This window comes from Halorubrum sp. FL23 (assembly GCF_052439115.2).
Lineage (GTDB): Archaea > Halobacteriota > Halobacteria > Halobacteriales > Haloferacaceae > Halorubrum > Halorubrum persicum.
In genome coordinates, this window is sequence record NZ_JBQVRO020000027.1 from 1 (window position 1) to 22,228 (window position 22,228).

A 22,228-nucleotide genomic window follows, 5' to 3' on the forward strand; every position below is an offset into this window, starting at 1 on the left:
TGCTGGCAGACCATGTGTCTGTCATAGGCCACCACCTACGAGATAGTGACGAAATCAGACGGGGCTAAACACGTACCAACTATTCATCCAGATGAAGATGATATTGACCTCGACCTGGATTTTGAGGGGACTGACTCGGTAGAGTTGGAGGCGACTCACGAGACAGAGCGTGACAGCCCACTCGCGTATCACAGTGAAGGCCACATAGATACGATGGGCCTTTGTTTATTCTTAGCACTCAGACAAGAACTAGGTTCCCTCGAAGTTGATATTGTAATGCTTGATGACGTAGTGATGTCAGTGGATAAGAATCATCGTCGCGGCGTAGTTCGTCTTCTAAACGAACAGTTTCGTGGTGAGACACAGGCTGTGCTCGCCACCCACGATGAGGTATGGGCAGACCAACTTGAAAAACAGGGAGTCATTCCACGGCAGAACAGAATATCCATAACCAATTGGGACATCTCAACTGGCCCGATATTCAACGAGGGGAAGTGGGGGATCGTTGAGGAAAAATTAGAAAATGACGAACCTCATGCTGCTGCTGCTCACATGCGACGTACGGCGGAGAAGGTCGGGCATCAGGCTGCATCTCGTCTGAGTGCCCCCATTGAGCATAGCGACTATTTTGAACTCTCTGATTATATTTATGGGGTTAGCAGTCGTCTCAAAGGTCATTTCAAATCTGCGAAGAGGGAGCTAGAAGACGGCTCTGAGACGCATGAAGTGGCAATAGAAATTGATAATGAGCGGAGCGATGTCATGGGCGAGCCGCAATTTAATGAATTGAACAGTATGGTGCATTATAATCGTGATGCGTGGGGACAACTCTCAGCGGAAGATCTACGAGATGTTATGGAACATTGGAAGGGGATAGAAGACTATCTACGCTGTTCTGAGTGTGGGTCGTTACTCAAATATTCCAGAGATGGGGGCTGGCGTTGGATTCAGTGCGATTGTCGAGATATCCAAATCGGATACGAGAGTTAGATGTTCATTCTCACACCTCACACGCTGAAGCCCCCTAAGAAGGGCTTTGGGCCTCATAAGACCTGATTCGCCTTCATGCTAGACATAAGCTTTGTTCCTGGAGCGGGAGTTTCGTAGTGGATCGGTAGGCCATTCGCTGTGATGGCGTGGGTTCCGTATCACCAGTAAGGAGGTAAAACTCGTTATCTGGTGTGGCGGCGCTATACATGACTGCGAGCGTATCGACGACATCATCAACCGTGATGTCCTGATCGTCACCAACCTCGTCTTTGACGGTCTTGAGTGTATCTTTAAAGATAGATTCGACATTGCTGACGATCGTGTCGAGTGCTTCCAGTCGCTCCGGGACGCCTTCGCGGAAATTCGTGGGCAATCCGCACAGGTCAGTTGTAGGGAGGGCGATCCGCGAGAATCAAATTATGTGAAATTCCGACCCGTACACCGGAACAATTCTGCGTGAGATTCGCGCTGTGTATTCAGTATAGCCTCTCCAAACTATCAACATCTGAGGATTTCAACAGAGCCGCCACGGTCGATGTCGACTGTGACGAGTGTTCTAGAGGTATTGATAAAGAGCAAGACAGCTGATCACCCGCCGAAATCGGGTGGCTATAGTAGCTGCTCAACACCGTCGTAATTCCTTATGTAACTCTTGCTTCCCGGCGTTATCTATATGTTACATAAGGAATTGATATCGGACGTCGTGTGAACGAAACCGAAAACGCCCGTTGCGGGTTTGTCGTGCTACCGAGTGGGCGTAATTAGCGCAATAATCACGACCACAGATGCTACTCGATAGTTGCTTCTTCCATTATCTCGATCTCCTTGTCGGTGAGTCCGTACAACTCGTAGCGATCTCGTCGATCAGGTCGTCTATCTTTGTGATCTTCTTGTCAAACTCCTCGGCAAGCTCGACCGTCTGGAGGTAGTTCTCTATGTCGCCGGCCACGTCGTCGACATCGGAAACTTGCCCGCCTTCAGTCGGTCGACGAGCGAATTCATCTAAGTCGCCGTCTCGCGGACGTTCACGAATCCGGTAGCTTCGTCAGCGAAACCATGATCGCACTGCTCGTCGCCGCTGCCTCCGGTTATCAGGTACTTCGGTAAGTGGAAGATAGGTATTCGTAGACCGTGTTTTGGTGGTCAGTTAGCAAAACCCGCTCTCCAAGGCCTCTAATGGATATAATTCGGGTATTGTATCTATCTTCATTATACCTCCCTTCTGCGAACAAGAAACAGTTACCGTTGCGGTCGGGATTTACCTTCTTCCTCTGAGAGACGTTTATCAAGCCATGAACGGGCAACTCGATACCGATCCGGCGGTCGCCAGACGCGAGCCACATGAGGAACCCGTCACCAATTACGATTCGAAGAGCGTGATACTACGGGCCGAACGCCACGATCGGATCAGAGTCGAGAACACCGTAACGAATATCTCGCCCGGTCAGTCGATTCCCGACGATCTAACGGTGGTGAAGCGGACGTCGACGTATTTCGGCCCGAAATTAGTCATGGAATCGGCGGGTTCGAACTATCTACTCACGGCACCGGGGCCCGACTCACAGCTGGTCCTCTGGCACACGAGCGAAGGCCCTGACGGATTCAGAAACGAGTGGGCAAAGTTGGCCGAAGTAACCGTGGCGTTCGAAGAGGACCAACCACAGTACGATCTCTGTCCCGTCTGTGGCGAGCCGATGAAAACGCTCGAACACGAGCGCGAAGCTGCGTTCGGCTCGTGTCCGAACACCGACTCCTAAACCGCTTAGAAGTCGTCGAGACCGGACTGTTCCAAGCCCGAATCGAAGTCGCCTCGGACCCGTTGGAACGAAGCTGTGGTCGACGGCGTCACGGCCTTTTTCTCAGCGAGGTATTCCACCAGATTGCCGTCCTCGATTTCGGGGTGGAGTTCGCCGGCTGCTAAGGCCTTCTGTTCGGCGTTGACGACCTTCTGAAGCCGGTTCAGTGCGTTCTTCGGAGATCGTCGACAGCGCTCGACTACGTGTTCGGCATCGAGCGACGAGTCTTCGGGGAACACTTCGGAGAGTTCGTCAAGCGGGACGTCGCGGTAGATCCACTCGTCTTTGTCGAACAGTTTGAACGTGATCGTGTCCTCACCAGATTTGGCTTCGGCGTCCTCATATGCCGACGGAGGCATCCGAGGACTCACGTGTGAGCCGCCGATGATGTCGAGGCCCATTCCCAGACCGGCGAAGTCCGCCGCCGGGCGACCTCCAAGACTGTCGTCCCTATCGCCCGGATCAAGGTTGATCCCGTAGAAGAGGACACTCTCCTCGATGCCCCTTCGTGCGATCGAGTTCATCATCGGACGGACGATGTCGACCTTCGCGTTCGCAGTTATCCGCGTCCGGTCGAAGTTGAGACAGAACGCACGCACCTGCTCTCGCCCGTACACATCCATCAACTCCGTCGTGTATTCGTGGCCGAGGATCGGAACAACGCCCATCACGGGCATTTTCGGAGCGGCTCGGTCGGCCACGTCCAAGAACGTCTTGACGCTCTCGAGATAGGACCGGAAGGCCGGATCTGAAACCCCGTTTTCGGAGTCGACAGTCCGAGCCAACTCCGGCATCAGAGGCACCGTCATCACATCGGAGAAGGACGCGATAACATCGCACAGGTACTCGGCTTCGCTCTCCGAGATCGGCGTGGTCAGCTCGTAAGAAATGAATGCGACCGTCAGTTCATCCTCTCGTGTCTTGTTGTAACCTCTCTGGAGACTCTTGACGATCGCGTCTTCACCTCCTCGAAGGGCCTGTGTGAGGGTCTGCCCGTTGACCGAGCGGTGAAGCTCGTTCACACCCCGAGCGTTCTCCCGAACGGACTCGTGTTCGCGGGTCTTTTTGATGTCGATAGCAACCGTGGGAGTGTCGACGGTTACCTCTCCAACCTCTATTCGGCGTAGAGGGGCGAGGATGTCGTCGCCGAACGACTCCGTTTTGACTTTGATCTGGCTCACTTATCGAGGCGAGTGAGTTCCACGGAGGTGCGTTCCCAGATCACCTGATGGAACCGTGGCCCTACTTATCGGCTGTCGGAACGTGTTCATTTTCGCCGGCCTACTGAACACTAAGTGTCGTCCGATCCACCTCTCGGACGCGAAGCGGGTAGGACAGCAGGCGCGACAAAGAGTCGTGGCCGGTGGTGCGGCCGTGACCGACTCAGCGCCACACGTTCTTTCGTGATACATCACGTGTGTAATTCTGGACACGTGCGGGATATGGATAAGGGTTCTGTGGCCGGAGTGAAAGTGAACTAAACAGCGTCAACATCGATTCTTTCTCCCGATTTCGAGTTGGTAAGACGGGGTGTTGAGACTCGATTTCGGAAGTTACAGACACCCGGATATTACACAGGCTGCTCGACGACCTTGATCTACTCGTCGAGTTCTTCCGGCGCGTTTGACCGTCCGGAGGTAGTTCTCTGGGTCGCCGGCCACGTCATCGACGTCGGGCAACTCGAACGCCTTCAGCCGGTCAACCCGCGAGTTTGTTTTTGTTACCGACTCACGGAAGTTCGCGAAGCTAATGTTGTCTTGGTCAGTTCTCCCCGAACGCCGACTTGACGTATTCCGGTAGGTTGGTCGCAGCGAAGGCAGGCACAAACTCCTCAGCTAAGAGTTCACGCTCGTCTGAAGCCCCCGACGAGAAGTCCCCCTCAATTACATCTCTACGGCTCGCGACCTTTCTGATGACAGGGGATATGTCGATCTTGGGATTGTGACTCATCGCTTCGCCCGTATGGATATCTTTCATCCACAGTGTCCATCGGAATCCGTCAGTTCCGATTCCCACTAGGTACCGCTGCTTGGTATCGCGAAGGTACTTACAGAACGCGTCCTCCTCAAGATACTCCCGAATATCCTCACTCGCGTGTGTTTTCGCACCAGTCATTCGCTCCCGGTTTACCGCCTTCGCCTCAACGATACACACGATAGCCGGGTCGATGTTTTTCAGTAGATAGTCGGGCTGTTTCGGCTCGACTTTCCGATACGTTATTGGCTGGCGGATAAAGTGCGGCCCAATTCCGTCGTATTCCGCTGAGGAGGAACTCAGGTATCCAAGTCCGTGGAGAACCGGTCCAATGAGATACTGCTCTGTGAAGACTTCTGGTGCCTGTTCAACGCGTGCTCCTGAGAACTTCTTCGGACTACGAAAGAGTTCACTAAGCTGCCCAGCCTCTCCGAGCTCTCGGAACTTCTGTGGGAACACCTCTAACTGTCTCCTGACCTTCCCCGCGATCTCGTCGTCCTCGGTTAGGGAGGCCAGAGACTGGTTTTCGCTCACTCTTTTATAGCCTCCTCAACGATCTCGATCTCCTCGTCGGTGAGTCCGTACAGCTCGTAGACGATTTCGTCGATCAGCTCGTCCGTCTGCTCGATCTTCTCGTCGAGCTCCTCAGCGCGTTCTTTCGTCTGCAGGTAGTTCTCCAAGTCGTCGGCCACGTCGTCGACGTCGGGCACCTCGATCGCCTTCAGCCGGTCGATCAGCGAGTTCGTCTTCGTCGCCGTCTCGCGGAAGTTCGCGAAGCCGCCCGCCTCGTCGACGGCGACCGGCACGAAGTGCTCGATCAGGTCCGCCTCCCGCTCCGTGAGGTCCGTGATCCGGAATGCCGGCAGGTACTCCGTCTCCGTGTAGCCCCACTGGTCCGTCTCATGTAGGTCGTCGTTATCTGGCTTGTAACGGGCCGTGGCTTCTACGAGAACTGTGTTGGCGGATTCGCGTTCTATCGAAACACTTCCAGTCTTGAGATTCGGATGATCCTCAGTAGTTTTATTGAGTATCGAATCAGCTTCGGCTGCGGGTTGGATGAGTCCAGCAGAGTTTATTTCCACGTCGTAGCTCGTGTTTCCGAGGTACTGTCGGAAATTCAGATTGAACTCCGATCGCTTATTCTTATACTCAATCAGTGGGTCAACAATACTTCCGATGAGTTCGTACGCTGAACTTGCCTCAGACAAGTGTTCAGCGATTTGTTCGGGATACTCCCCTCCACTGAACTGTGAGAGATCGACCTCGTGGTCATTTGGATCTAATATAATCGGCAGTGATTCGAGGTGAGACTGTTGTAGGTGGGGAAACTTGATCTCATCATTTTGGAACGCATGAAGATACCAAAATGAAAGGAGGCGGGCGGGTAGTAGGCCACAGAGATAGTCTAGATTTTCACCACACTTCATGTGGTATACCATATTTGTCGAGTAGTATCCGTGTGTGTCCTTGCCGATGATTAGCTCAGAAGCCAAGAATCGGACCAGCAGTTTCGGCGTTTCCTCGTATATGTCTCGGCTTTTCAGGGTATCCTCATCGATCGCGTTCAAATCGATATGCTGTCCGGAGTGCTTCACGTAGTGCCGATTGACATCCCTATGGTCGACGATGGGCTTAGTCGACTCAGAGGATTGGTTACTGATCGATTCGTGGTTCATACCACATTCTGCACCGCGATCGATTGATACGTGTGGACCGAGTCGCGTTGTAGACGCCCTATTTATTTTATCGACAAGATCAATCTGAGATTGAGAGCTGTTTACCGGGAATATCGTGAACGGCATCGCAGGTAGGAGGCTATCACTTACCTCCCACGTATCGATCTGGTTTTCATTTTGCCGCTCGCCCATTAACGTCGGAGTGTCCGTGCTCTCATCCCTCGATAGTAGTATGAGCGCGTCGTTGTTGACGCCCTCAAAAGCAACGCCAAGGTCGATTGCCTGTGACAGCTTTCGGTCAGTAGCAAGCCGTTTTCGCAGGTCCTCGTACGATTCATTCGTTGCTATTCTCTTTGGCACCACGAAGCAAAGCGGATCAGAGCCGCCAGAGAGCTTGACCCCTCTCTCAAGGAATACTGCGGCAAGATCAAACTGACCGACAGCAGACACGTATTCCTCACGCATATAATTCACCAAGTCATCGGGCATGCCTCCAGTTCGTGTCCCCATCCACGGTGGATTTCCAACGACCGTATCGAAGCCCAATTCTGCCTTCTTTTCTCCGTCCCGATCGAAGAACACCTCGGGGAACTCCAGTTCCCAGTGGAAGAAGTCCTGCTCATCGGCCGTCGCCTGTGCCGATTTGAACCACGGCTTTTCGCGAATCTCCGCCCAATCGGCTTCGTCCTCGATTGCCCCTGCCATCTGCTCGTAGGCGTCCTCCGGCACGTCACAGCCGAACTCCTCGGCAGTGTGGACGTTCGCCAACTCGAAGAGGCGCGTGTACAACGGGTCCTCGCGGATCTCGTCGTACAGCTCCTCCATCGATTTCACGCTCTCCAGCGAGTCGTTGTCGTACGCCAGCAGGTCCGCCATCAGGTCCATCACGTGCCCGAGAGTGTCCTGCCGAACGCGTGCGAACGCCTGCGTAAGCGTTAGCTGGCCACCGTTCTCCTCGGTGTCGTCGGAGAGGACCTCCGTGATGTCGCTGCCGACAAGCGAGTTCCCGTCTTTCAGGTGGTGATCGAGGAACGCGAGCGGCTGGTCCGCCGCGAGCGTCTCCAGCCACATCGAGAGCTTCGACAGCTCGACCGCCATCCCGTTCAGGTCGACGCCGTAGATGACTTCCTTCGAGATCGTCCGGCGGATGTCCTGCTCGTCGTACGACTGAATTTCTTGCTCCCGAACGACCTCCATCACCTGCTCGGTGAGATACCCAGTCGCCTTTGTGAGGAAGTGGCCCGACCCCATCGCCGGATCGAGGATCGTGAGGTCCTGTACTTCTTGCCAGAAATTCACGAAGTACTCCCGATCGCTCGGCTCCAAGCCCTGATTGCGAAGGTCCTCGTCGATCTCGTCGATCAGCGGGTCCACCGTTTCCTCGACGATGTACGTGACCACGTAGTCGGGCGTGTAGTACGCGCCCGTCGCCTTGCGCTCACCCTCGTCGTTGACGACGTACAGTCCGCCTTCCTCGACGATCTCGACCGCCTCTGCTGCCGTGACCTCCGAGGCCGGCTTCCACACCTGTCCGCCGTCCTCCGAGACCGCTGCGACGCCCTCCGCGTCCGCGATCCGGAACTCGTGTTCTAACAGTCCCTCGTAGATCGACCCAAGGTGCCGCGTGTCCAGGTCCGCGTAGTCCGCTGGTACGTGCTCGCCCTCTTCGTTCTCTGTGGTCGACAGCCAGTAGATGACCTCGGCGATGTACGGGTCCTTCACCTCGTACTCGTCAAGGAACGCATGGTCCTCCCGGCTGAACAGCCCGCCGTTGTACGGCGGGATGTCGAGCGACTCCTCGCCCTCGTCGATCAGCTCGAACAGCTCCGAGAGCCGCCCCCAGATAGAGGTCGAGAACCGACTGTACTCCTCGGTGAACGCCTCACCGGATTCGACGTCCATCCCCTCCACGTCGTCGAGAATCTCCTCGCGCTTCGCTTCGAGGCTGAAGTACTCGTGGTACTCCTCGCTCGCGTCCGGATCGTCGGGGTCGATCAGCCCGCGCGACTCCGCGTAGAGCACGAACATCAGTCGATAGAGGAGGACCAGCGACTGCTCTTTCAACTCGTCACGGTCCACGTCGCCGTCTTCGTGAACGTCCAGATCGTTCGACTCGACGAACCCCTTCCCGAGCACTCGCAGCGCCCGGAACACGTTGTCTTGGAGGTCCTCGCCGAGTTCCTGTGCGGCCGTCTCCGACTCGGTCCACACGTCGTCGAGGAACGAACTTCCCGCCGTCTCGACGAACGCCTCCGGCCGGAAGAACGCGAAGAAGTATTTGAACGACTCCAAGTCCCCGCTCTCTAGAATCTCCGGCAGGTCGACCTCGTAGTAGGTCTGTGTCTCGTAGTCCTTCGTCCCGTAGAGCCGCCACTTCTTCCCGTCGGTGAGCACACCCCACTTGAGGTCGCTCGGCGTCCGTTCGAGGTAGTACTTGATCTGATGCGAGGCGTCGCGGTAGGAGCGCTGCTCGGCAAAGCGCGCCTCAAAGTCGGCGTCCCACTGCTTGGCTTCGAGGATCGCCGACGCCCGCGAGAACAACCCCTCGTGGTCGCCGTCGCGGGCCCGCTTCGCCCCCTCTCGACGCATGTCGTCGTCCTCGAAGAGCAGCCGGTCGACGTAGCCGCCACCGTCGGGAAGCGTCACCTCGGAACTCGTACCGTGCCCGAGGATGTCGACCACCTCGGCGATCCACGTGTCGATCAGTTCGTCTTCGTTGTAGGAGGGTAGAAGGGAGCCCTCCTTGTTCCAGAGATCACGGATCTGCTCGAAGGCTTCCTCAGCCTCCTCGTCACAATCCCACGCGTCGAGATCGGCAACGCGCTCGTCAAGATAGTAGCCAGAGAAGAGGTTGGAGTTCCGGTAGGGACCACTTCCGAGCGTCGCTTGGCTCATTGAATATCAAACCCACACGTCAGCGCGATTAAATAGATGACGGAGCTATTACCAACGCTGGATCGTTCTGATGGAGAGCGAAGGTGATGGCATTCAGACCGTTTATGACTTAGTTCACCCGAAGTATCAATTAGTCCGCTAGAGACCATTCGATACAAATGGACGAAACGACCGCTCGCAAGCTCCTCTTGGAGATCGACGAGCCAGCGGAGCCGACGCTCCGAGAGCTACAGCAGACGGCCATCGGTAGCGTCGAGACGGTTCTCTCGGACGCTGGATTTCCTACCCGAGAGGAGGTCAGCCGGCGACTTTCATACACGTTCTACTACGACTGGGAGACTGACGATCCGGACATCGTCCTCCTCGTTCAGGATCCCGGAAACCTCCACGAGCGACACCTGTCGGAACTGCGTCCGCAGAACCCACTCGCCGGCGAATGTTCGGCTCGCGACCAGATCGGCGTCTACCGCGAATTCGGAAAGAGTTGGCTGACCGGGCGAAACGCCGATTTCTCTGAACGCTTCTTCGAGACGCTCGCCCGTCACGATCTCATTTCGCTCCCGAATGGCTGGCACCAGTACGTCGACTCCGGACAGTTCTATCGAGACTTCTACCTCGGCGACGTCGTGAAGTACCGCGTCGACGGTTTCGGAGTTGCCGCCGAGCGCGCCTCGTATCAACACCTACTCGAACGGGAACTCCGAGCGTTGAATCCGGAGCTTGTGATCACCTTCGGCGGAAACGCGTGGCCGGCACTCCAACGCTCGACTACACCCGAACCCGTCGTGGATACCGACGCCGACCCCGAGAGCATTATGTCCATCCATGGGACACTCCACCGAATCTCCGATCCGGTCGACACCCACGTACTCCCGCTAGCTCACATGAGTGGACAGGTCTGGTGGCGGTTCCCACCCGACGAGTACATCTCGCGACTCAGCAAGGCGCTTGAAGTGCTCGAACGCCAGTAGCGAAAACGACGGAGCGTGACACACATCGTCTCGATATGAGATAGCGACTCTACAGATTGTGGGCAGTCACGTGTTTGGGCGGACTACATGTCGAGATAGGGGCCGTAAACCCGAAACGTAGTACTGAATTCGATTATCACGGACATTAAATTTGAATACCAGATTTAAATGCTTAGCAAATAGTGACTTGGTATGGCTGGAGTTCAAGCAATCTTTCTCGCTATCGGTTTCCCGGTTCTTGCGATAGGACTCCACGAACTCACCCACCTAGCAGTCGCTCGGATTGCCTGCCCGCTTTCGATTGAACATATCTCATGGGTCCCACTCCGACTTCGTCTCAATTTCAAGAGCATGCCGGCAAAAGCCACACTTCGGATGGTTGCACTTGCCCCTCTATTTGTCGGTAGCGTGGCTGCTATCACCGTTATTCAAACCGGTGTTTGGCAACAGATTAAAATCGCTGATCCGTACTATCTCCATCATCTTATGATAGCGTACTGGTTCCTCTATATCATTCCGAGCCCTACAGATATTCGACTAGCCATTTGGCCGTCGGTAGAGGATACACAGCGTGTTCAGATGAACCCACAATGAGCAACCAGCCAACTAGCACGTCGATGAGAGACGACAACCGTGCTGTTTCGACAGTAATCGGGGTCGTTATTTTGTTTGGATTCCTGATACTTGCGCTCTCACTGTATCAAGTGGAAGTCGTTCCACAGCAGAATGCAGAGACTGAGTTCCAACACTCCGGAGAGGTCCGAAACGATCTTGTCGAGCTCAGAGCGGGTATTCTACAAGCCGGGAGCATCGACCAGCCACAGTACCAGACGGTTCAGTTGGGTACTGCCTATTCAACCCGTGTGTTCACAATAAATCCTCCAGCGCCGGCTGGGACGATACGTACCAGCGAGCCATATCCGATCACGATTGCGTACGAATCCAATGAAACGGTGATCGAGACTATTCCAACTCGGTTCATCGAGTACCGACCGGGGTACAGTGAACTTGACCGCTCTCCGACGTGGTATGACGCATCTGTGCTTTACCTCGATGGTCGTGACGAGGGGGGTGGAATTGCGGTGATTGAAGATCAGACCCTCGTTGATGGCGGAGAGGTACAAATCACGGCTCTCCAAAACGAGTTTCGTCAGAGCGGGACCGGACGGGTTACTCTTGAGCTCCGTCCAGCTGAGAGTGTCACTGGTGAACTTCCTGAAGGTGATCTTACTGTTACTGTGCCGACGCGATTGAGCGGCGAAGAGTATTGGAATCAGACTAATGTTTCCAGCGTCACGGACGATTCGAACAGTGATGGGATATATAATCTAACAATTGAAACAACGGCCAACAACCTGACCGTAGATACGGTTGGCGTACAAGAATCACCTGAAGAGCCAACTCAGAACAATAATGCGCGCGTTGGAGGGGTTGACGGAGGAAATGAGAACGGCGGAGGAAATGAGAACGGCGGAGGAAATGAGAACGGCGGAGGAAATGAGAATGGCGGAGAAAATGATATTGTAACTGAAGGTGATGTCACGGTAGAACAAAGCGAAGAGGTAGACGATATTACCACCGATGGCGATGTTACCCTCGAAAATGGGGCTAGTGCTGATAATATTGTAACTGAGGGTGATGTCACGCTAAAACAAAATGCTGAGACAGGCAATATCGAAACAGAGGGAGAGGTCACCCTCGAAAATGGGGCTAGTGCTAATAATATTGTAACTGAGGGTGGTGTTACGCTAAAACAAAATGCTGAGGTAGGCGATATTACCACCGATGGCGATGTTACCCTCGAAAATGGAGCTAGTGCTGATAATATTGTAACTGAGGGTGATGTTACGCTAAAACAAAATGCTGAGGCAGGCAATATCGAAACAGAAGGAGAGGTCACCCTCGAAAACGGGGCTAGTGCTGATAATATTGTAACTGAGGGTGGTGTTACGCTAAAACAAAATGCTGAGGCAGGCAATATCGAAACAGAGGGAGAGGTCACCCTCGAAAATGGGGCTAATGCTGGTGATATTACTACAGAGGGAGATGTCACGCTAAAACAAAATGCCAGCGCCGGATTCATTGATGCCGATGGAGAAGTCACACTTGAACAAGGGGCAACTGCTGAAAATTACCCACAATAAATGACCGGGCACTGGAGTATGACTCCGTTTTGCTGAGCTAGACAACGTCAACAGACGAGATAATGTTTTAGAACTAATATTTGGACCTACGTTTTTCATACAGGCTTACTAACATACAAGCATGAATCAAATTAAGCTGGGTACCGGTATCGCATTAGGATTAGTGCGAGGGTGTCATAGAACGAGTAGCACACCAAAGAGCAGGGTGAACGCTGAGGTGGATGAGTTCAGCGACCCTGCAAGATGATCCTTCGGTAGAGTCGTTCTTCAATGTCGCGGAAACTGAGACGCTAGCGTTGTTTGAGCATCTCTCCTTCGAGTTTCTCACAGAGTTCGACGTGTTCGCCCCGGCGGAGACGGGGCGAACACGAGACCACGAACCACCAGAGCTGATGCGTGGCTTCCTCCATTGCTACTACCACGACATCTACGGCATTCGTCCCGTTGAACGAGAGCTTCGGAACACGGTCGTTTGGCTGAGCTGTGGCTTCGATCGACCGCCGTCGAGAGACGCGGTCGATCGCTTTCTCACCGACCTCGAACACGTCGTCGACGAGGTCTTTGACGGACTCGTCGAGCAGGCCGCCCGGCGCGGCCTGCTCGACTTGACCTACTGTATCGATTCAACCGACGTGAGGGCGATGCCCGCCGATCAAGACGCGTCGAAGTGCTACGAGCCAACCGACGACGAGTACTACTACGGCTACGGTTGCACGATCGTCTCGACCGGGCAAAAGATCCCGATTGCGGCGGAGTTCACAGAGAGTAAGCAAGCGCCAGAGGAGACGGCGATGCGCGTCACGCGTGACGCGCTCGCCGTCGCCAAGCCGATTTGGATGGTTGGTGACAGCGCCTACGACACGCTCGACTGGCACGACCACCTGCTGGCCGCAGGGGTCGTGCCAGTCGCTCCGTACAACGCGCGAAACACTGACGACCCGAAAGACATCGAGTACAGGGTCGAAGACCGCATCGAACAACACAGCGAAGACGTTCAGCTGAAGCAGTCCACGCTGGACGAGACGTACAACCGCCGTACTGGAGTCGAACGAACCAACGACTCAGTGAAGGACTGCGGCCTCGGGCGAACGCACGCCCGAGGCCGCGTCCACGCACGGGCGCAGGTGTTTCTTGCCCTGTGCCTTCGCCTCGTCGTCGCTATCACCAACTACGAACGTGGAGACAATCCGGGAAGTACGATCATCACGGTGTGACAAGAGTTCTATGACACCCTCTTAGTGCTATTAGTGGCGTTCTTTCTGTGGGGAATCAATTACCTCCTTCCGTTACTCTGAGAGTCGTAATATTTGCTGTGTTGAATAGCGGTCATTGAGCCACGGTGAGAGGATCCCTGTATTGAAACCACCAGCTTCAGTTGGTGACGAGTCAACTCACATTCTAACCACCTCAGCCGATACCACTATTCAACAGAGCACTAGCGTCAACCGCTAACAAGCCAACTCAAATTTTGACCGCCTCGGTCAACACCGCTATTCAACACCTATGAAAGCCTGCTAGCGCAACAAACCACGTCTGCGATACTATATTTTTCGCCGAGGTCGGTCCGATCTTGTCTACGAAGAGAAAACCGCAAGCAGTCACGGCGATAGCTCAGGAAACAGCCGGCAGGTGGTCAGAACGTGATGGAGTTAGCTGCGGCTCACACCGGTTGCGACCGGCCAATGAGGGCCGCCGCCCGGCGGCCCTCAGCCACTCACCTCTGGTGGATCGTACACCTCCTCACGCTCCAGCATATGGAAGATCGACACGAGCAGTTTCCACGCTGTTGCGACGATCGCTATCTGGTGGTTCTTCCGCTGTTTCAACCGAGCGTAGAAGCGTCCAAGATACGGATCGTTACACCGGTGAACCGCCGTTTGAACACACTGAACGAGGACCCAGCGTAAGTCTCCACTTCCCCGTTTCGAGATCGATCCTTCAGTCCGCGAGTCACCTGACTCGCGGACGACCGGATCCAATCCCGCATAGCTCACTACCTGATTCGCCTCGTTGAACCGGTCGATCTCACCGATCTCCGAGGTGATCAGCAACGACGAGTAGAAACTCACGCCGGGAATCGTCATCAACAGCTGCGTCTCCTCCAGAGACGCAGCGGTCTCTTCGATCATCTCTTCGAGTTCCTCGATCTGAGCGGTGAGCTCGTCGATGATCGAGAGGAACGACTCCATCAACTGATCGCCGACTACACCGAGCGAGAAATCCTCGCCGGCGAGGATTTCTCTCCCGTTCACGCTGAACGGATCCCAGTCGTAGGTGATCCCGTGTTTATCGAGAACAGCGTGGACTTCGTTTTTGAAATCCGTCCGCTTCTCGACTAATCGCTTCCGGCCGCGCACGAGTGCGCGGCGCTCCCGGAGTTCTTCGGGCGGAACGTAACTCTCAGCGATCATGCCGGCTCGGCGAAGTTGCGCGAGCAACTTCGCGTCGAGCCGGTCGTTTTTCACCTCAGCATAGCCGATCGCCTTAGTTTGGCTCGGATCTGCGACAACCACGTCGAGATGTTCGTCGAGGGTGTCGTAGACCGTGTAGTAGTTGCTGGTTGCTTCGATCGCCGCTTTGGCTCCAGCGTATTCTTCGGCGACTTCGTCGAGATTCGCGTTTGCGACGCGAATCTCTTCGACGACCTCGGCATCGTCGTCCAAAACAGCGACGTGCGACTCATCTTTATGAAGGTCGATTCCGAGGTAGTACATGGTTCCTCTGGAGTGGGAAGTGCGTGAAGGGAGCCACACCTATTCGGGCTCGCCGCCCGGATGCCGCCGGCATCCGGGCGGCCTCCCATGATAGTGCGTCCTTGGCAGGTAGGCCAATCAGAGCCACGCGTTCTATGACGCTGTTGAATCATCGGCCTTTGACCACCCCAGTACCTCTTCACGCACGCTGGGGACTTAGCAGGCTTTCATTCCATCAGAGCAGTTGAGAAGGAAGTGGTATACACAAAACCGCAGTAACCCCCACTTGTTTAATACAACAGCATGTCCTCGAAAACGTGAGCGAAAACGGACCCTCAGACGCAGCAATCTACGCCCGAGTTTCGACATCGGACCAAGACGTCTCTCGGCAGCTCGACGAAGCCCACGAACATCTGGAGCGTCTCGGTGTCAAAGACATCGAGGAGTATCCTGAAATCGTCTCCGGCGCCGCCGACACCGACACTCGCGAGGTGTACAACCGACTCCTCGACGATGTCGAGACGGGACAGTTCGACCTCGTGGTCGTTCACGAAATCAGCCGACTTTCTCGGCTCGGTCCGACTGAGATTCACGAGTTCATCCAACACTGCTTGGAACATGACACTGGTGTCGAGGCCCTCGATGTTGGCCTGAAGATCCATGTCGACGACGGCGAACTCCAGCAGACGATATACAGCATGGTCGCTCGATTGATGGGCGACCTCGCCCAGATAGAACACCAACAAAAACTCCAGCGGATACGGTCGGGCGTCCGCGCCGCACAGTCCGCCGGAAAGTGGACCGGGAGGCCGCCAGCAGGGTTCGTCGTCGAGGACGGCTACCTCCGCGTTGATCCGGCCGAGTTCCTACACGTCCGGGAGGCCCTCGCCCGTGTCGACCGCGGCGAGTCGTTCGCGACTGTCGCCGGCGACACCGGCATTGCCGAGTCGACGCTCCGGAGTCTCCACCAAGATCGGCGCGACCTCTACCTCGGCGGCGAAGCTGAAGACGACCGCGTCGACGAGGCGCTCACCGACGTCCGTCCGCTGGAGGATGTACGGGCCGAGGATTCCGCCCTCGAAGAGCTGCGCGAACGCGTCGAGCGGTTAGAGGAGGCCACGGACGTCAACAACCGCTAGCGCCTCTACCCACCCCCTCAATCGGCTCAACGGTTTACGTTCCTATCAGACCGAGATATCTACCCCTCTACTTTCCCACTTCTCTTCTACCTCATCTACTGATTTCTCGTTGTCAACCACGTCGGCTAAGTCGCGGAGGTACTCTACGATGTCATCGTTTTCTACGTCCCATCGCTGGTCCGAGATGGATTTGAGACTCGTCGCTAGCTCACGGGCTTCATCAGCCGTGTAAGCTGCGTCAGTCTCGCCAATGTCAACGATGACAGCAAACTCGTTGTCGGTGATGCTGAGGTTCAACGACGACACCTCGCCATCAATAATGCTGCTCGATACCCTGTCCTGAAGATCTGACTCATACATTATGTGGTCGATCCCGTCGGTACCATTTGAAATCGGGGCATCGCAGGGTCGGAGCGGTCAACTTTCGACCGGGGGTCTGGTACTTCTTTGACCCGAGCTACTCTCCTGATGAGGACCTTTCGGCTACCTAATATATTCTGCTCAACGACCCGTGTCAGACACATTTCCCGACAGTTACGTATTGGATCGAACACGCGGGACTGCGCCGGGGTCGACATCCGGCGGGGAGGGCGTACTGGTATCGCTATTCGGGACCAGAGGGGCTATCCACCGCGGGTAGGTACATACCAGCTACTGTCACTGGACTCGACGGCGTCACAGTCTGGTATAGTTCTCGTCTGAGTTGGAACGCGCCGGATTCTAACACATCCAGAGACAAAGAATCAAATAGTCAATCAGAATTGGATTTGCTATCATGCTCCCAGACGATCTCCCAGTTGATCGCCAGAAATTGCTGACGTGGGAAACAGAATGCTGGCAGTGTGGCGAGCAAACGCCTGTGGTCTGGCCACGAGGAGACCATCTTGATACGCCCCTCGGAGATATATTAGCGAATTACCAAACCCCTGTTGAACGGGTCTACAGCAATACTCTCGGCAAGAAAGTCTGGGGGAACGTCTGTCAGCACTGTGATTCTTACCAAGGAAACCATTTCATCCAGCAAGAGGCACTAGAGATTGACCCTCCACTGGTAGACTGTCCACATTGTGGGGATGAACACGAATGGAGCCCGGACCAAGGAATGGGTGGGGCATTCGGACAGGGATGGGTCTCATGTCCAGAATATGGTGAAATACCAGTTGGTGATCCACGGGGAGAGTAATCAATCCCTTAGCTCTATACAAGACCAGAGTGTCGGGGTCCCGACGAATCTACGTAAGAATCAGTCAGATATTGAGAACCCCAACAGGGCCAGTCAGTAGTATTTCGAAACCAGCATCTACGGCACTACCACGGAACTATCCTGCGTAGGCGGTGCGAGACGGGACTAGAATGACCTCCCTGTGACCGTTGTCTGATAGACTCAATCTTTTCTCAACACCTCTCAGATACCATGTCTATTAAGTACATGTCCAGAAAATTATAGAACATGGCCAAACAACACATCTTCACTCAGATGATTCCCGAACGAGAGGAGCCAGCATTGTATATCAATCCTCGCTCTGAACAAATCGCAGCCTTCGCAGAGGAAGCAGTAACGGTTGAGGACCAGCCCAAGACCCGACTGCTCGCAGACTCAGATGAAATTAAAGACGCCCTCTACAGCTTCCTCACGGCCTCAAAGATCGCCGAACTCATCCACCGGGAGCAACTCAGCCTCCGAACACTCACGGAGCCAGTTCAGAGTACCATCTTCACAACCGAGTCTGAGGCTGTAGTTCCTGTGATGGGCAAGCACAGTATTTCGAGCTCGAACCCCGAGCTGGTCTCATCAGTCTACGGTGAGTTCGACTCCAGATTCGAGGCTGCCGAGCAGTATCACCTCCGGACACCCGCCCTCTCAGTAGTGAAACAGACGCTCCGAGAAGAGATCGGCGACGATATCGCAGCCGACCTCGATGAAGTCCTCGCACACGCTGAAGAGATTTCCAACAGCAACGAATACCTCAGTATCGTCGAGATCATGCTCATCCTCGCAGCCCGCAACGAGGTCCTCCTCTACGACGTCTCGAAATGGGGAGAGGATACGGGTATCGCTTCGAAAGCGACCTTCTCACGGGCCAAATCAGCACTCGAAGATGCTGGCCTCATCGAGACTGAAAAGGTCCCAGTAGATATCGGTCGCCCCCGACTTCGCCTTATCGCAACCGACAAGCTCGCGACAGCAGACCTGAAAACACTCTCCACCGAGATCCAGTCTCTGCTGTAGCATCTACCCCACGATAGCCCGACTATGGAGACGAAAATACGGTACTTCTCCGACTCAAGCGTGAGATGAAGCAGTCAAAATCACTGCGTAGAGGGTGTGAAACATATTCTATGACACGCAGTCACCAGATCAGTAGTATTTCAAAACTCGAATACGAAAATTGCGACATGTACGATCTCACTGGGTTTCAGCGCGATCTGCTGTACGTCGTTGCCGGACTTGATGACCCCCACGGACTCGCGATCAAAGACGAGCTCGAGGACTACTACGAAAAGGAAATCCATCATGGTCGGCTCTATCCAAATCTCGATACACTCGTTGAGAAGGGACTCATCGAGAAGAGCCAGCGCGACCGACGGACCAACGAGTACAGCACTACTCGCCGGGGCACTAGAGAGATTGAGGCGCGGACTGAATGGGAAGCCGAGTATATTGACCACGACGGGTGATCGAACCGCTACGTTCGAGGACTGTTTGACTCTAGTATTTCACGCTCTTCTTCGTGTGAACACCACTTAGCATCGCTAGACGTCAGGCTTTGATCTCATAGAGCCGAAATAGCAACTATACGCTTGCGTATACGTTTACGCATACGTCAGCGTATATGCCTTGTTTCAGCGCTCAAACAGCCACATACCCAGAAAAATCTACCGTGTAGATCGAAGGGAATCAACCGAATTCGAAGAGTGTCACCTCAATATGTACATCGTGCTTGGCGTAGGCTACTAGGGTGTCATAGAAGAGTTGCCACGACATTTATTTCGTGAATTCACAGCCGAACCAGCCGATAGAACGCGCTTGCGTATTGAGCGTTGAGGATTCTACCAGCTCAACGAAGTGTCCCGATACTCGTGCGAAATACAGCGCGCGTATCTTTCGCTGAAGATGTAATGAGCTCTTATTATCACTAGGGTGACTTCGTATATCTTCAGCTGTCAGCATATGACGCTTTCAACTGTACCGTTGCAACATCGTCATCGAAATTTGTCGGTGGTGAGACATCACCTACTTCAGTATTATCAATCAGCATTTGTGTGGCGGTATTAGCCGACACTGTTGCAGAACCAACAAAAGCAGCGTCCGGAGGTGAACCGGTAGTATGTGACAAATAATTAAAACTTTGACCGTTCTCATATCGATCCACATCCTCCGGAGTCAGAAGATAAACATCAACTTCAGGACCACTAGTCACAGTGAAATTATAGCCTATTTCGCCTTGACGGTCACTATTGAATATACCAGTAGTTGCATATTCATCCTCAGGTATCTCATATTCTCCACTAAATGACCCGATATTAATTGAATTCGTATCAGATTGATCATCGTCTCCTGAACAGCCAGCTAAAGATACTGCGATAGCGGTGACAGTTGAAGCGATAACATTCCGACGTGATAGATTTCTCACAACTAATTCTAGTATTAATACTGTAAATAATTTATTGGTATTTTTCTAGCTCAAAATTTTGTAAGATATTCCATTAAGTAGGGTGGCCTTATCGGTTCAGTGAACAGCTAGTTTAATGTCTCCGCTACAAAAATAGGTCGTCCTGCTGTATACACCATCTGTACTGAGCGATTCCTGTGTAGGTGTGAGAAGACTTCTATGACACCCTCGTAGGTACGGTGAAGGCCAGCAACAAGAAGATAGAAAATTCACAGAAGGCGATTAGCGCTGCTACTAGAGGTGTGGCTCGAAAGGGCCTGTCTACATCTGAACGACAGACGATGCGCTCGAAGCGGTTGTGCGCAGAAGAACGATCGGAACGCTGTGGCATTCCTCCCTTCATTTCCATGTATTGTAGCCAGTTAAGAGAATAATGCGAGGGGGGATACCGGTTGCCGATGTTATGTCTGACGTACTTTTACGTATCCGTATACGCATACGTAAGCGTATATGCCCGATCCAGCACTCAGAGCGGCTACTTTCCTCGACAAAGGCGGCGTCGGGAAGACCACAGCGACGGCGCATCTCGGCGTCGCTCTCGACCGACACGGGTACGATGTCCTGCTCCTCGATCTCGCCGGGAAGCAGGGCGACCTCGCCAAACACTTCGGTCTCTGGGTCGACGTCCAAGCCGATGACGACCGCTGGCCGAACATCACCACGGTATTTCAGGACCAGTGGGAGACGATCTCCGAGAAGCTCCCTACGGCCGTCGAGGACCTCATCATCCCGACCGGAGAAGGACCCGACCTCATTCCGGCGCACGAGAGCCTAGACGGCCTCGACGCAACGCTCGGGAATATCGACGAGGCCGCGGAGCGATACAGTCGCCTTGACGAGTTCCTCACCGGCTACGTGGAAGATGACTACGACGTCATCCTCGTGGACCTGCCCGGTTCGACGTCGAACATCGCGTATAACGGGCTCTGGGCGGCGAAGCACGTCGTCGCACCCGTCCGCCCCGGGCCGTTCGAGGCGGGACAGGCCGCGCAGTTGCGGCGGGACTTGAAGACGATCCGGGAGGAGCAGGATGTCAACATCGAGCTCGTGATGGTGCTGCTGAACGAGGTTGATGAGCGCACCAAGGCGGGAAAGGCGTACCTCGAAGAGTTCGAGGACGAGTACCCGGAGGCACTCGCTCCTGCGCAGATCCCCAGCTCCCAAGACGTACAGAACGCGCAGATGAACGGGGGGACGCTCTTCACGCTGGAGCGCCCGTCGAAGACGGCCCAGCGATCCATCGAAGCGTATGAGACCGATGCGGAGGCTCTCGTGGAGCGGCTGGGAGGTGCCCGATGACCGACGACGAGGAACTAGAGCAGTTGCGAGAGGACACGGAACTCGGGACCCGTGCCGAGTATTCCACGTCAGGTGAGGAGACCAGCAACCTAGAGGATACGATGGTTGCACTGCTCGCCGATGTCGAGGCGGGCGAGATCTCGAAGACACTCTCTGTTCGGGATGAGCGCCTTACGGCGCTCGTGCGGGCGCTGGAGGAGACGGGTGGCCTCGACGACGTTGGAGAGAGTCTCCGCGAAGAACTTGGGCGTGAAGCCGATGCTGACGGGACTGACAGGAGTGAGATGCTACGGCTAGCCGTCCGTCTCGGTCTTCAGAAGGCTGCGCCGGAAGTCCTCGACACGGCCCGGGATGCCTCCGCCAGACACGCCAGCGAGCAGTTCTAAGATACATATACGTATCCGTATACGCAAACAGATACGTTTATGAAAATAGACGCCTAGCCGTCCTACAATTTCGGAGAACGGAGTGAGTAGGCTGCGTAGTTTCTATCGTGGAATGTGATTTATGAACAGACGAAATGAGGTGTCTCCCGCAAACACTCCACTATCGAAGTGTATCTTCGGCGGTCTGACCCCCTGATTTAGGACGACAAGAACGGCTTCTCGAAGGTGTAAGCGTGGTGGATACTGGGTTTCCGGTTGAGATAGGTTTAGATTCCGGGATTAAAAAGACTATCTCGAACACTATCCCCGTCACCCCCACCGTCCTGCGATTTCAGTCTCGCTCTTATGTAGAACTACGGAAAGCCCCCATAACAAGGCAGTCAATGGTGATATCGACGGATGCGCCTGTGAGATTCAGCGATCTAATGATCCCGAATGTATGAGCGGCCTGCTCCAAGCCTTGCTTGGACAGGCCGCGGAACTTCCGCAGCCACGGTTGAACAAGCGAAAACAGATGCCGTGTTGAACGCAAGACAGCGGCAACATCGGATTTATGATATTCAATTTTCTAACGGTAACGGCTCTCTAGCC

18 protein-coding genes and 1 pseudogene are annotated in these 22,228 nt (G+C 54.5%); 11 read left to right on the forward strand and 8 right to left on the reverse strand.

Annotated features, from left to right (window positions below; genetic code table 11):
• Positions 1-45 precede the first annotated feature (45 nt).
• The gene (locus ACT4MF_RS17780; RefSeq protein WP_444683682.1) at positions 46-990 is read left to right on the forward strand and encodes a hypothetical protein; all 945 of its coding nucleotides are present in this window, start codon (positions 46-48) and stop codon (positions 988-990) included.
• An 811-nt stretch (positions 991-1,801) separates the two neighbouring features.
• On the opposite strand, the gene ACT4MF_RS17785 is transcribed toward ACT4MF_RS17780, so the two are convergent.
• Positions 1,802-1,939 (reverse strand): hypothetical protein, encoded by a 138-nt coding sequence (locus tag ACT4MF_RS17785; RefSeq protein WP_444683681.1) that lies wholly within the window; start codon positions 1,937-1,939, stop codon positions 1,802-1,804.
• A gap of 343 nt (positions 1,940-2,282) precedes the next feature.
• Between ACT4MF_RS17785 and ACT4MF_RS17790 the strand changes: the two genes are divergently transcribed.
• Positions 2,283-2,747, forward strand: a complete 465-nt coding sequence (locus ACT4MF_RS17790) for a hypothetical protein (protein WP_444683680.1) — start codon at positions 2,283-2,285, stop codon at positions 2,745-2,747.
• Between the two features lie 5 nt (positions 2,748-2,752).
• Here ACT4MF_RS17790 and ACT4MF_RS17795 read toward each other — a convergent pair whose 3' ends face one another.
• The 3 genes from ACT4MF_RS17795 to ACT4MF_RS17805 all read right to left on the reverse strand — a co-directional run bounded on the left by ACT4MF_RS17795 (position 2,753) and on the right by ACT4MF_RS17805 (position 9,331).
• Positions 2,753-3,967 (reverse strand): hypothetical protein, encoded by a 1,215-nt coding sequence (locus tag ACT4MF_RS17795; RefSeq protein ID WP_444683679.1) that lies wholly within the window; start codon positions 3,965-3,967, stop codon positions 2,753-2,755.
• Between the two features lie 580 nt (positions 3,968-4,547).
• Positions 4,548-5,294, reverse strand: a complete 747-nt coding sequence (locus ACT4MF_RS17800; RefSeq protein ID WP_444683678.1) for a hypothetical protein — start codon at positions 5,292-5,294, stop codon at positions 4,548-4,550.
• Positions 5,291-9,331, reverse strand: coding sequence for an Eco57I restriction-modification methylase domain-containing protein (locus ACT4MF_RS17805; protein WP_444683677.1), 4,041 nt, complete (start codon positions 9,329-9,331; stop codon positions 5,291-5,293). Before ACT4MF_RS17805 ends, ACT4MF_RS17800 begins: the two co-directional genes overlap by 4 nt.
• Before the next feature lie 188 nt (positions 9,332-9,519).
• On the opposite strand from ACT4MF_RS17805, the gene ACT4MF_RS17810 reads away from it, so the two are divergent.
• The 4 genes from ACT4MF_RS17810 (at position 9,520) to ACT4MF_RS17825 (ending at position 13,660) form a co-directional block, all read left to right on the forward strand.
• Positions 9,520-10,302 carry a uracil-DNA glycosylase family protein gene (locus tag ACT4MF_RS17810; protein WP_444683676.1) on the forward strand — a complete coding sequence of 261 codons (783 nt, stop codon included), beginning with the start codon at positions 9,520-9,522 and terminating at the stop codon, positions 10,300-10,302.
• A 192-nt stretch (positions 10,303-10,494) separates the two neighbouring features.
• Complete coding sequence (locus tag ACT4MF_RS17815; RefSeq protein ID WP_444683675.1) at positions 10,495-10,896, forward strand: hypothetical protein; 402 nt, start codon at positions 10,495-10,497, stop codon at positions 10,894-10,896.
• Positions 10,893-12,446: a hypothetical protein gene (locus ACT4MF_RS17820; protein ID WP_444683674.1), complete on the forward strand. Its 1,554-nt coding sequence runs from the start codon at positions 10,893-10,895 to the stop codon at positions 12,444-12,446. Before ACT4MF_RS17815 ends, ACT4MF_RS17820 begins: the two co-directional genes overlap by 4 nt.
• A 221-nt stretch (positions 12,447-12,667) precedes the next feature.
• The gene (locus ACT4MF_RS17825) at positions 12,668-13,660 is read left to right on the forward strand and encodes a transposase (RefSeq protein WP_444683673.1); all 993 of its coding nucleotides are present in this window, start codon (positions 12,668-12,670) and stop codon (positions 13,658-13,660) included.
• Positions 13,661-14,152: 492 nt separating this feature from the next.
• On the opposite strand, the gene ACT4MF_RS17830 is transcribed toward ACT4MF_RS17825, so the two are convergent.
• Entirely contained in the window at positions 14,153-15,160 is a 1,008-nt protein-coding gene (locus tag ACT4MF_RS17830) for an IS110 family RNA-guided transposase (RefSeq protein ID WP_512053324.1), read from the reverse strand.
• Between the two features lie 296 nt (positions 15,161-15,456).
• Between ACT4MF_RS17830 and ACT4MF_RS17835 the strand changes: the two genes are divergently transcribed.
• Entirely contained in the window at positions 15,457-16,278 is an 822-nt protein-coding gene (locus ACT4MF_RS17835) for a recombinase family protein (RefSeq protein ID WP_444683806.1), read from the forward strand.
• Between the two features lie 45 nt (positions 16,279-16,323).
• Here ACT4MF_RS17835 and ACT4MF_RS17840 read toward each other — a convergent pair whose 3' ends face one another.
• The gene (locus ACT4MF_RS17840) at positions 16,324-16,638 is read right to left on the reverse strand and encodes a hypothetical protein (RefSeq protein ID WP_444683805.1); all 315 of its coding nucleotides are present in this window, start codon (positions 16,636-16,638) and stop codon (positions 16,324-16,326) included.
• Between the two features lie 1,090 nt (positions 16,639-17,728).
• Here ACT4MF_RS17840 and ACT4MF_RS17845 point away from each other — a divergent pair.
• Entirely contained in the window at positions 17,729-18,508 is a 780-nt protein-coding gene (locus ACT4MF_RS17845; protein ID WP_444683804.1) for a transcriptional regulator TbsP domain-containing protein, read from the forward strand.
• Between the two features lie 167 nt (positions 18,509-18,675).
• Entirely contained in the window at positions 18,676-18,957 is a 282-nt protein-coding gene (locus tag ACT4MF_RS17850; RefSeq protein WP_007344317.1) for a helix-turn-helix transcriptional regulator, read from the forward strand.
• A 479-nt stretch (positions 18,958-19,436) separates the two neighbouring features.
• Here the strand turns inward: ACT4MF_RS17850 and ACT4MF_RS17855 are convergent, their stop codons facing one another.
• A complete protein-coding gene (locus tag ACT4MF_RS17855; protein WP_444683803.1) occupies positions 19,437-19,913 on the reverse strand; it encodes a hypothetical protein in 477 nt (158 codons plus the stop codon).
• A 489-nt stretch (positions 19,914-20,402) separates the two neighbouring features.
• Here ACT4MF_RS17855 and ACT4MF_RS17860 point away from each other — a divergent pair, with 489 nt between their 5' ends.
• Together ACT4MF_RS17860 and ACT4MF_RS17865 are read left to right on the forward strand one after the other, a co-directional pair.
• Positions 20,403-21,251: a ParA family protein gene (locus ACT4MF_RS17860; protein WP_444683802.1), complete on the forward strand. Its 849-nt coding sequence runs from the start codon at positions 20,403-20,405 to the stop codon at positions 21,249-21,251.
• Positions 21,248-21,637: a DUF8115 family protein gene (locus ACT4MF_RS17865; RefSeq protein WP_444683801.1), complete on the forward strand. Its 390-nt coding sequence runs from the start codon at positions 21,248-21,250 to the stop codon at positions 21,635-21,637. Before ACT4MF_RS17860 ends, ACT4MF_RS17865 begins: the two co-directional genes overlap by 4 nt.
• A gap of 343 nt (positions 21,638-21,980) precedes the next feature.
• Here the strand turns inward: ACT4MF_RS17865 and ACT4MF_RS17870 are convergent.
• Positions 21,981-22,151, reverse strand: a pseudogene (locus ACT4MF_RS17870) (IS1595 family transposase); the annotation flags it as partial.
• Positions 22,152-22,228 lie beyond the last annotated feature (77 nt).

Excerpts from the sequence above, each read along its gene's own strand:
- ACT4MF_RS17850 (WP_007344317.1), top strand. The coding sequence starts at position 18,676 with ATGTACGATCTCACTGGGTTTCAGCGCGATCTGCTGTACGTCGTTGCC.
- ACT4MF_RS17815 (WP_444683675.1), top strand. The coding sequence starts at position 10,495 with ATGGCTGGAGTTCAAGCAATCTTTCTCGCTATCGGTTTCCCGGTTCTT.
- ACT4MF_RS17790 (WP_444683680.1), top strand. The coding sequence starts at position 2,283 with ATGAACGGGCAACTCGATACCGATCCGGCGGTCGCCAGACGCGAGCCA.
- ACT4MF_RS17830 (WP_512053324.1), bottom strand. The coding sequence starts at position 15,160 with ATGTACTACCTCGGAATCGACCTTCATAAAGATGAGTCGCACGTCGCT.
- ACT4MF_RS17840 (WP_444683805.1), bottom strand. The coding sequence starts at position 16,638 with ATGTATGAGTCAGATCTTCAGGACAGGGTATCGAGCAGCATTATTGAT.
- ACT4MF_RS17845 (WP_444683804.1), top strand. The coding sequence starts at position 17,729 with ATGGCCAAACAACACATCTTCACTCAGATGATTCCCGAACGAGAGGAG.
- ACT4MF_RS17825 (WP_444683673.1), top strand. The coding sequence starts at position 12,668 with ATGAGTTCAGCGACCCTGCAAGATGATCCTTCGGTAGAGTCGTTCTTC.
- ACT4MF_RS17805 (WP_444683677.1), bottom strand. The coding sequence starts at position 9,331 with ATGAGCCAAGCGACGCTCGGAAGTGGTCCCTACCGGAACTCCAACCTC.
- ACT4MF_RS17860 (WP_444683802.1), top strand. The coding sequence starts at position 20,403 with ATGCCCGATCCAGCACTCAGAGCGGCTACTTTCCTCGACAAAGGCGGC.
- ACT4MF_RS17865 (WP_444683801.1), top strand. The coding sequence starts at position 21,248 with ATGACCGACGACGAGGAACTAGAGCAGTTGCGAGAGGACACGGAACTC.
- ACT4MF_RS17820 (WP_444683674.1), top strand. The coding sequence starts at position 10,893 with ATGAGCAACCAGCCAACTAGCACGTCGATGAGAGACGACAACCGTGCT.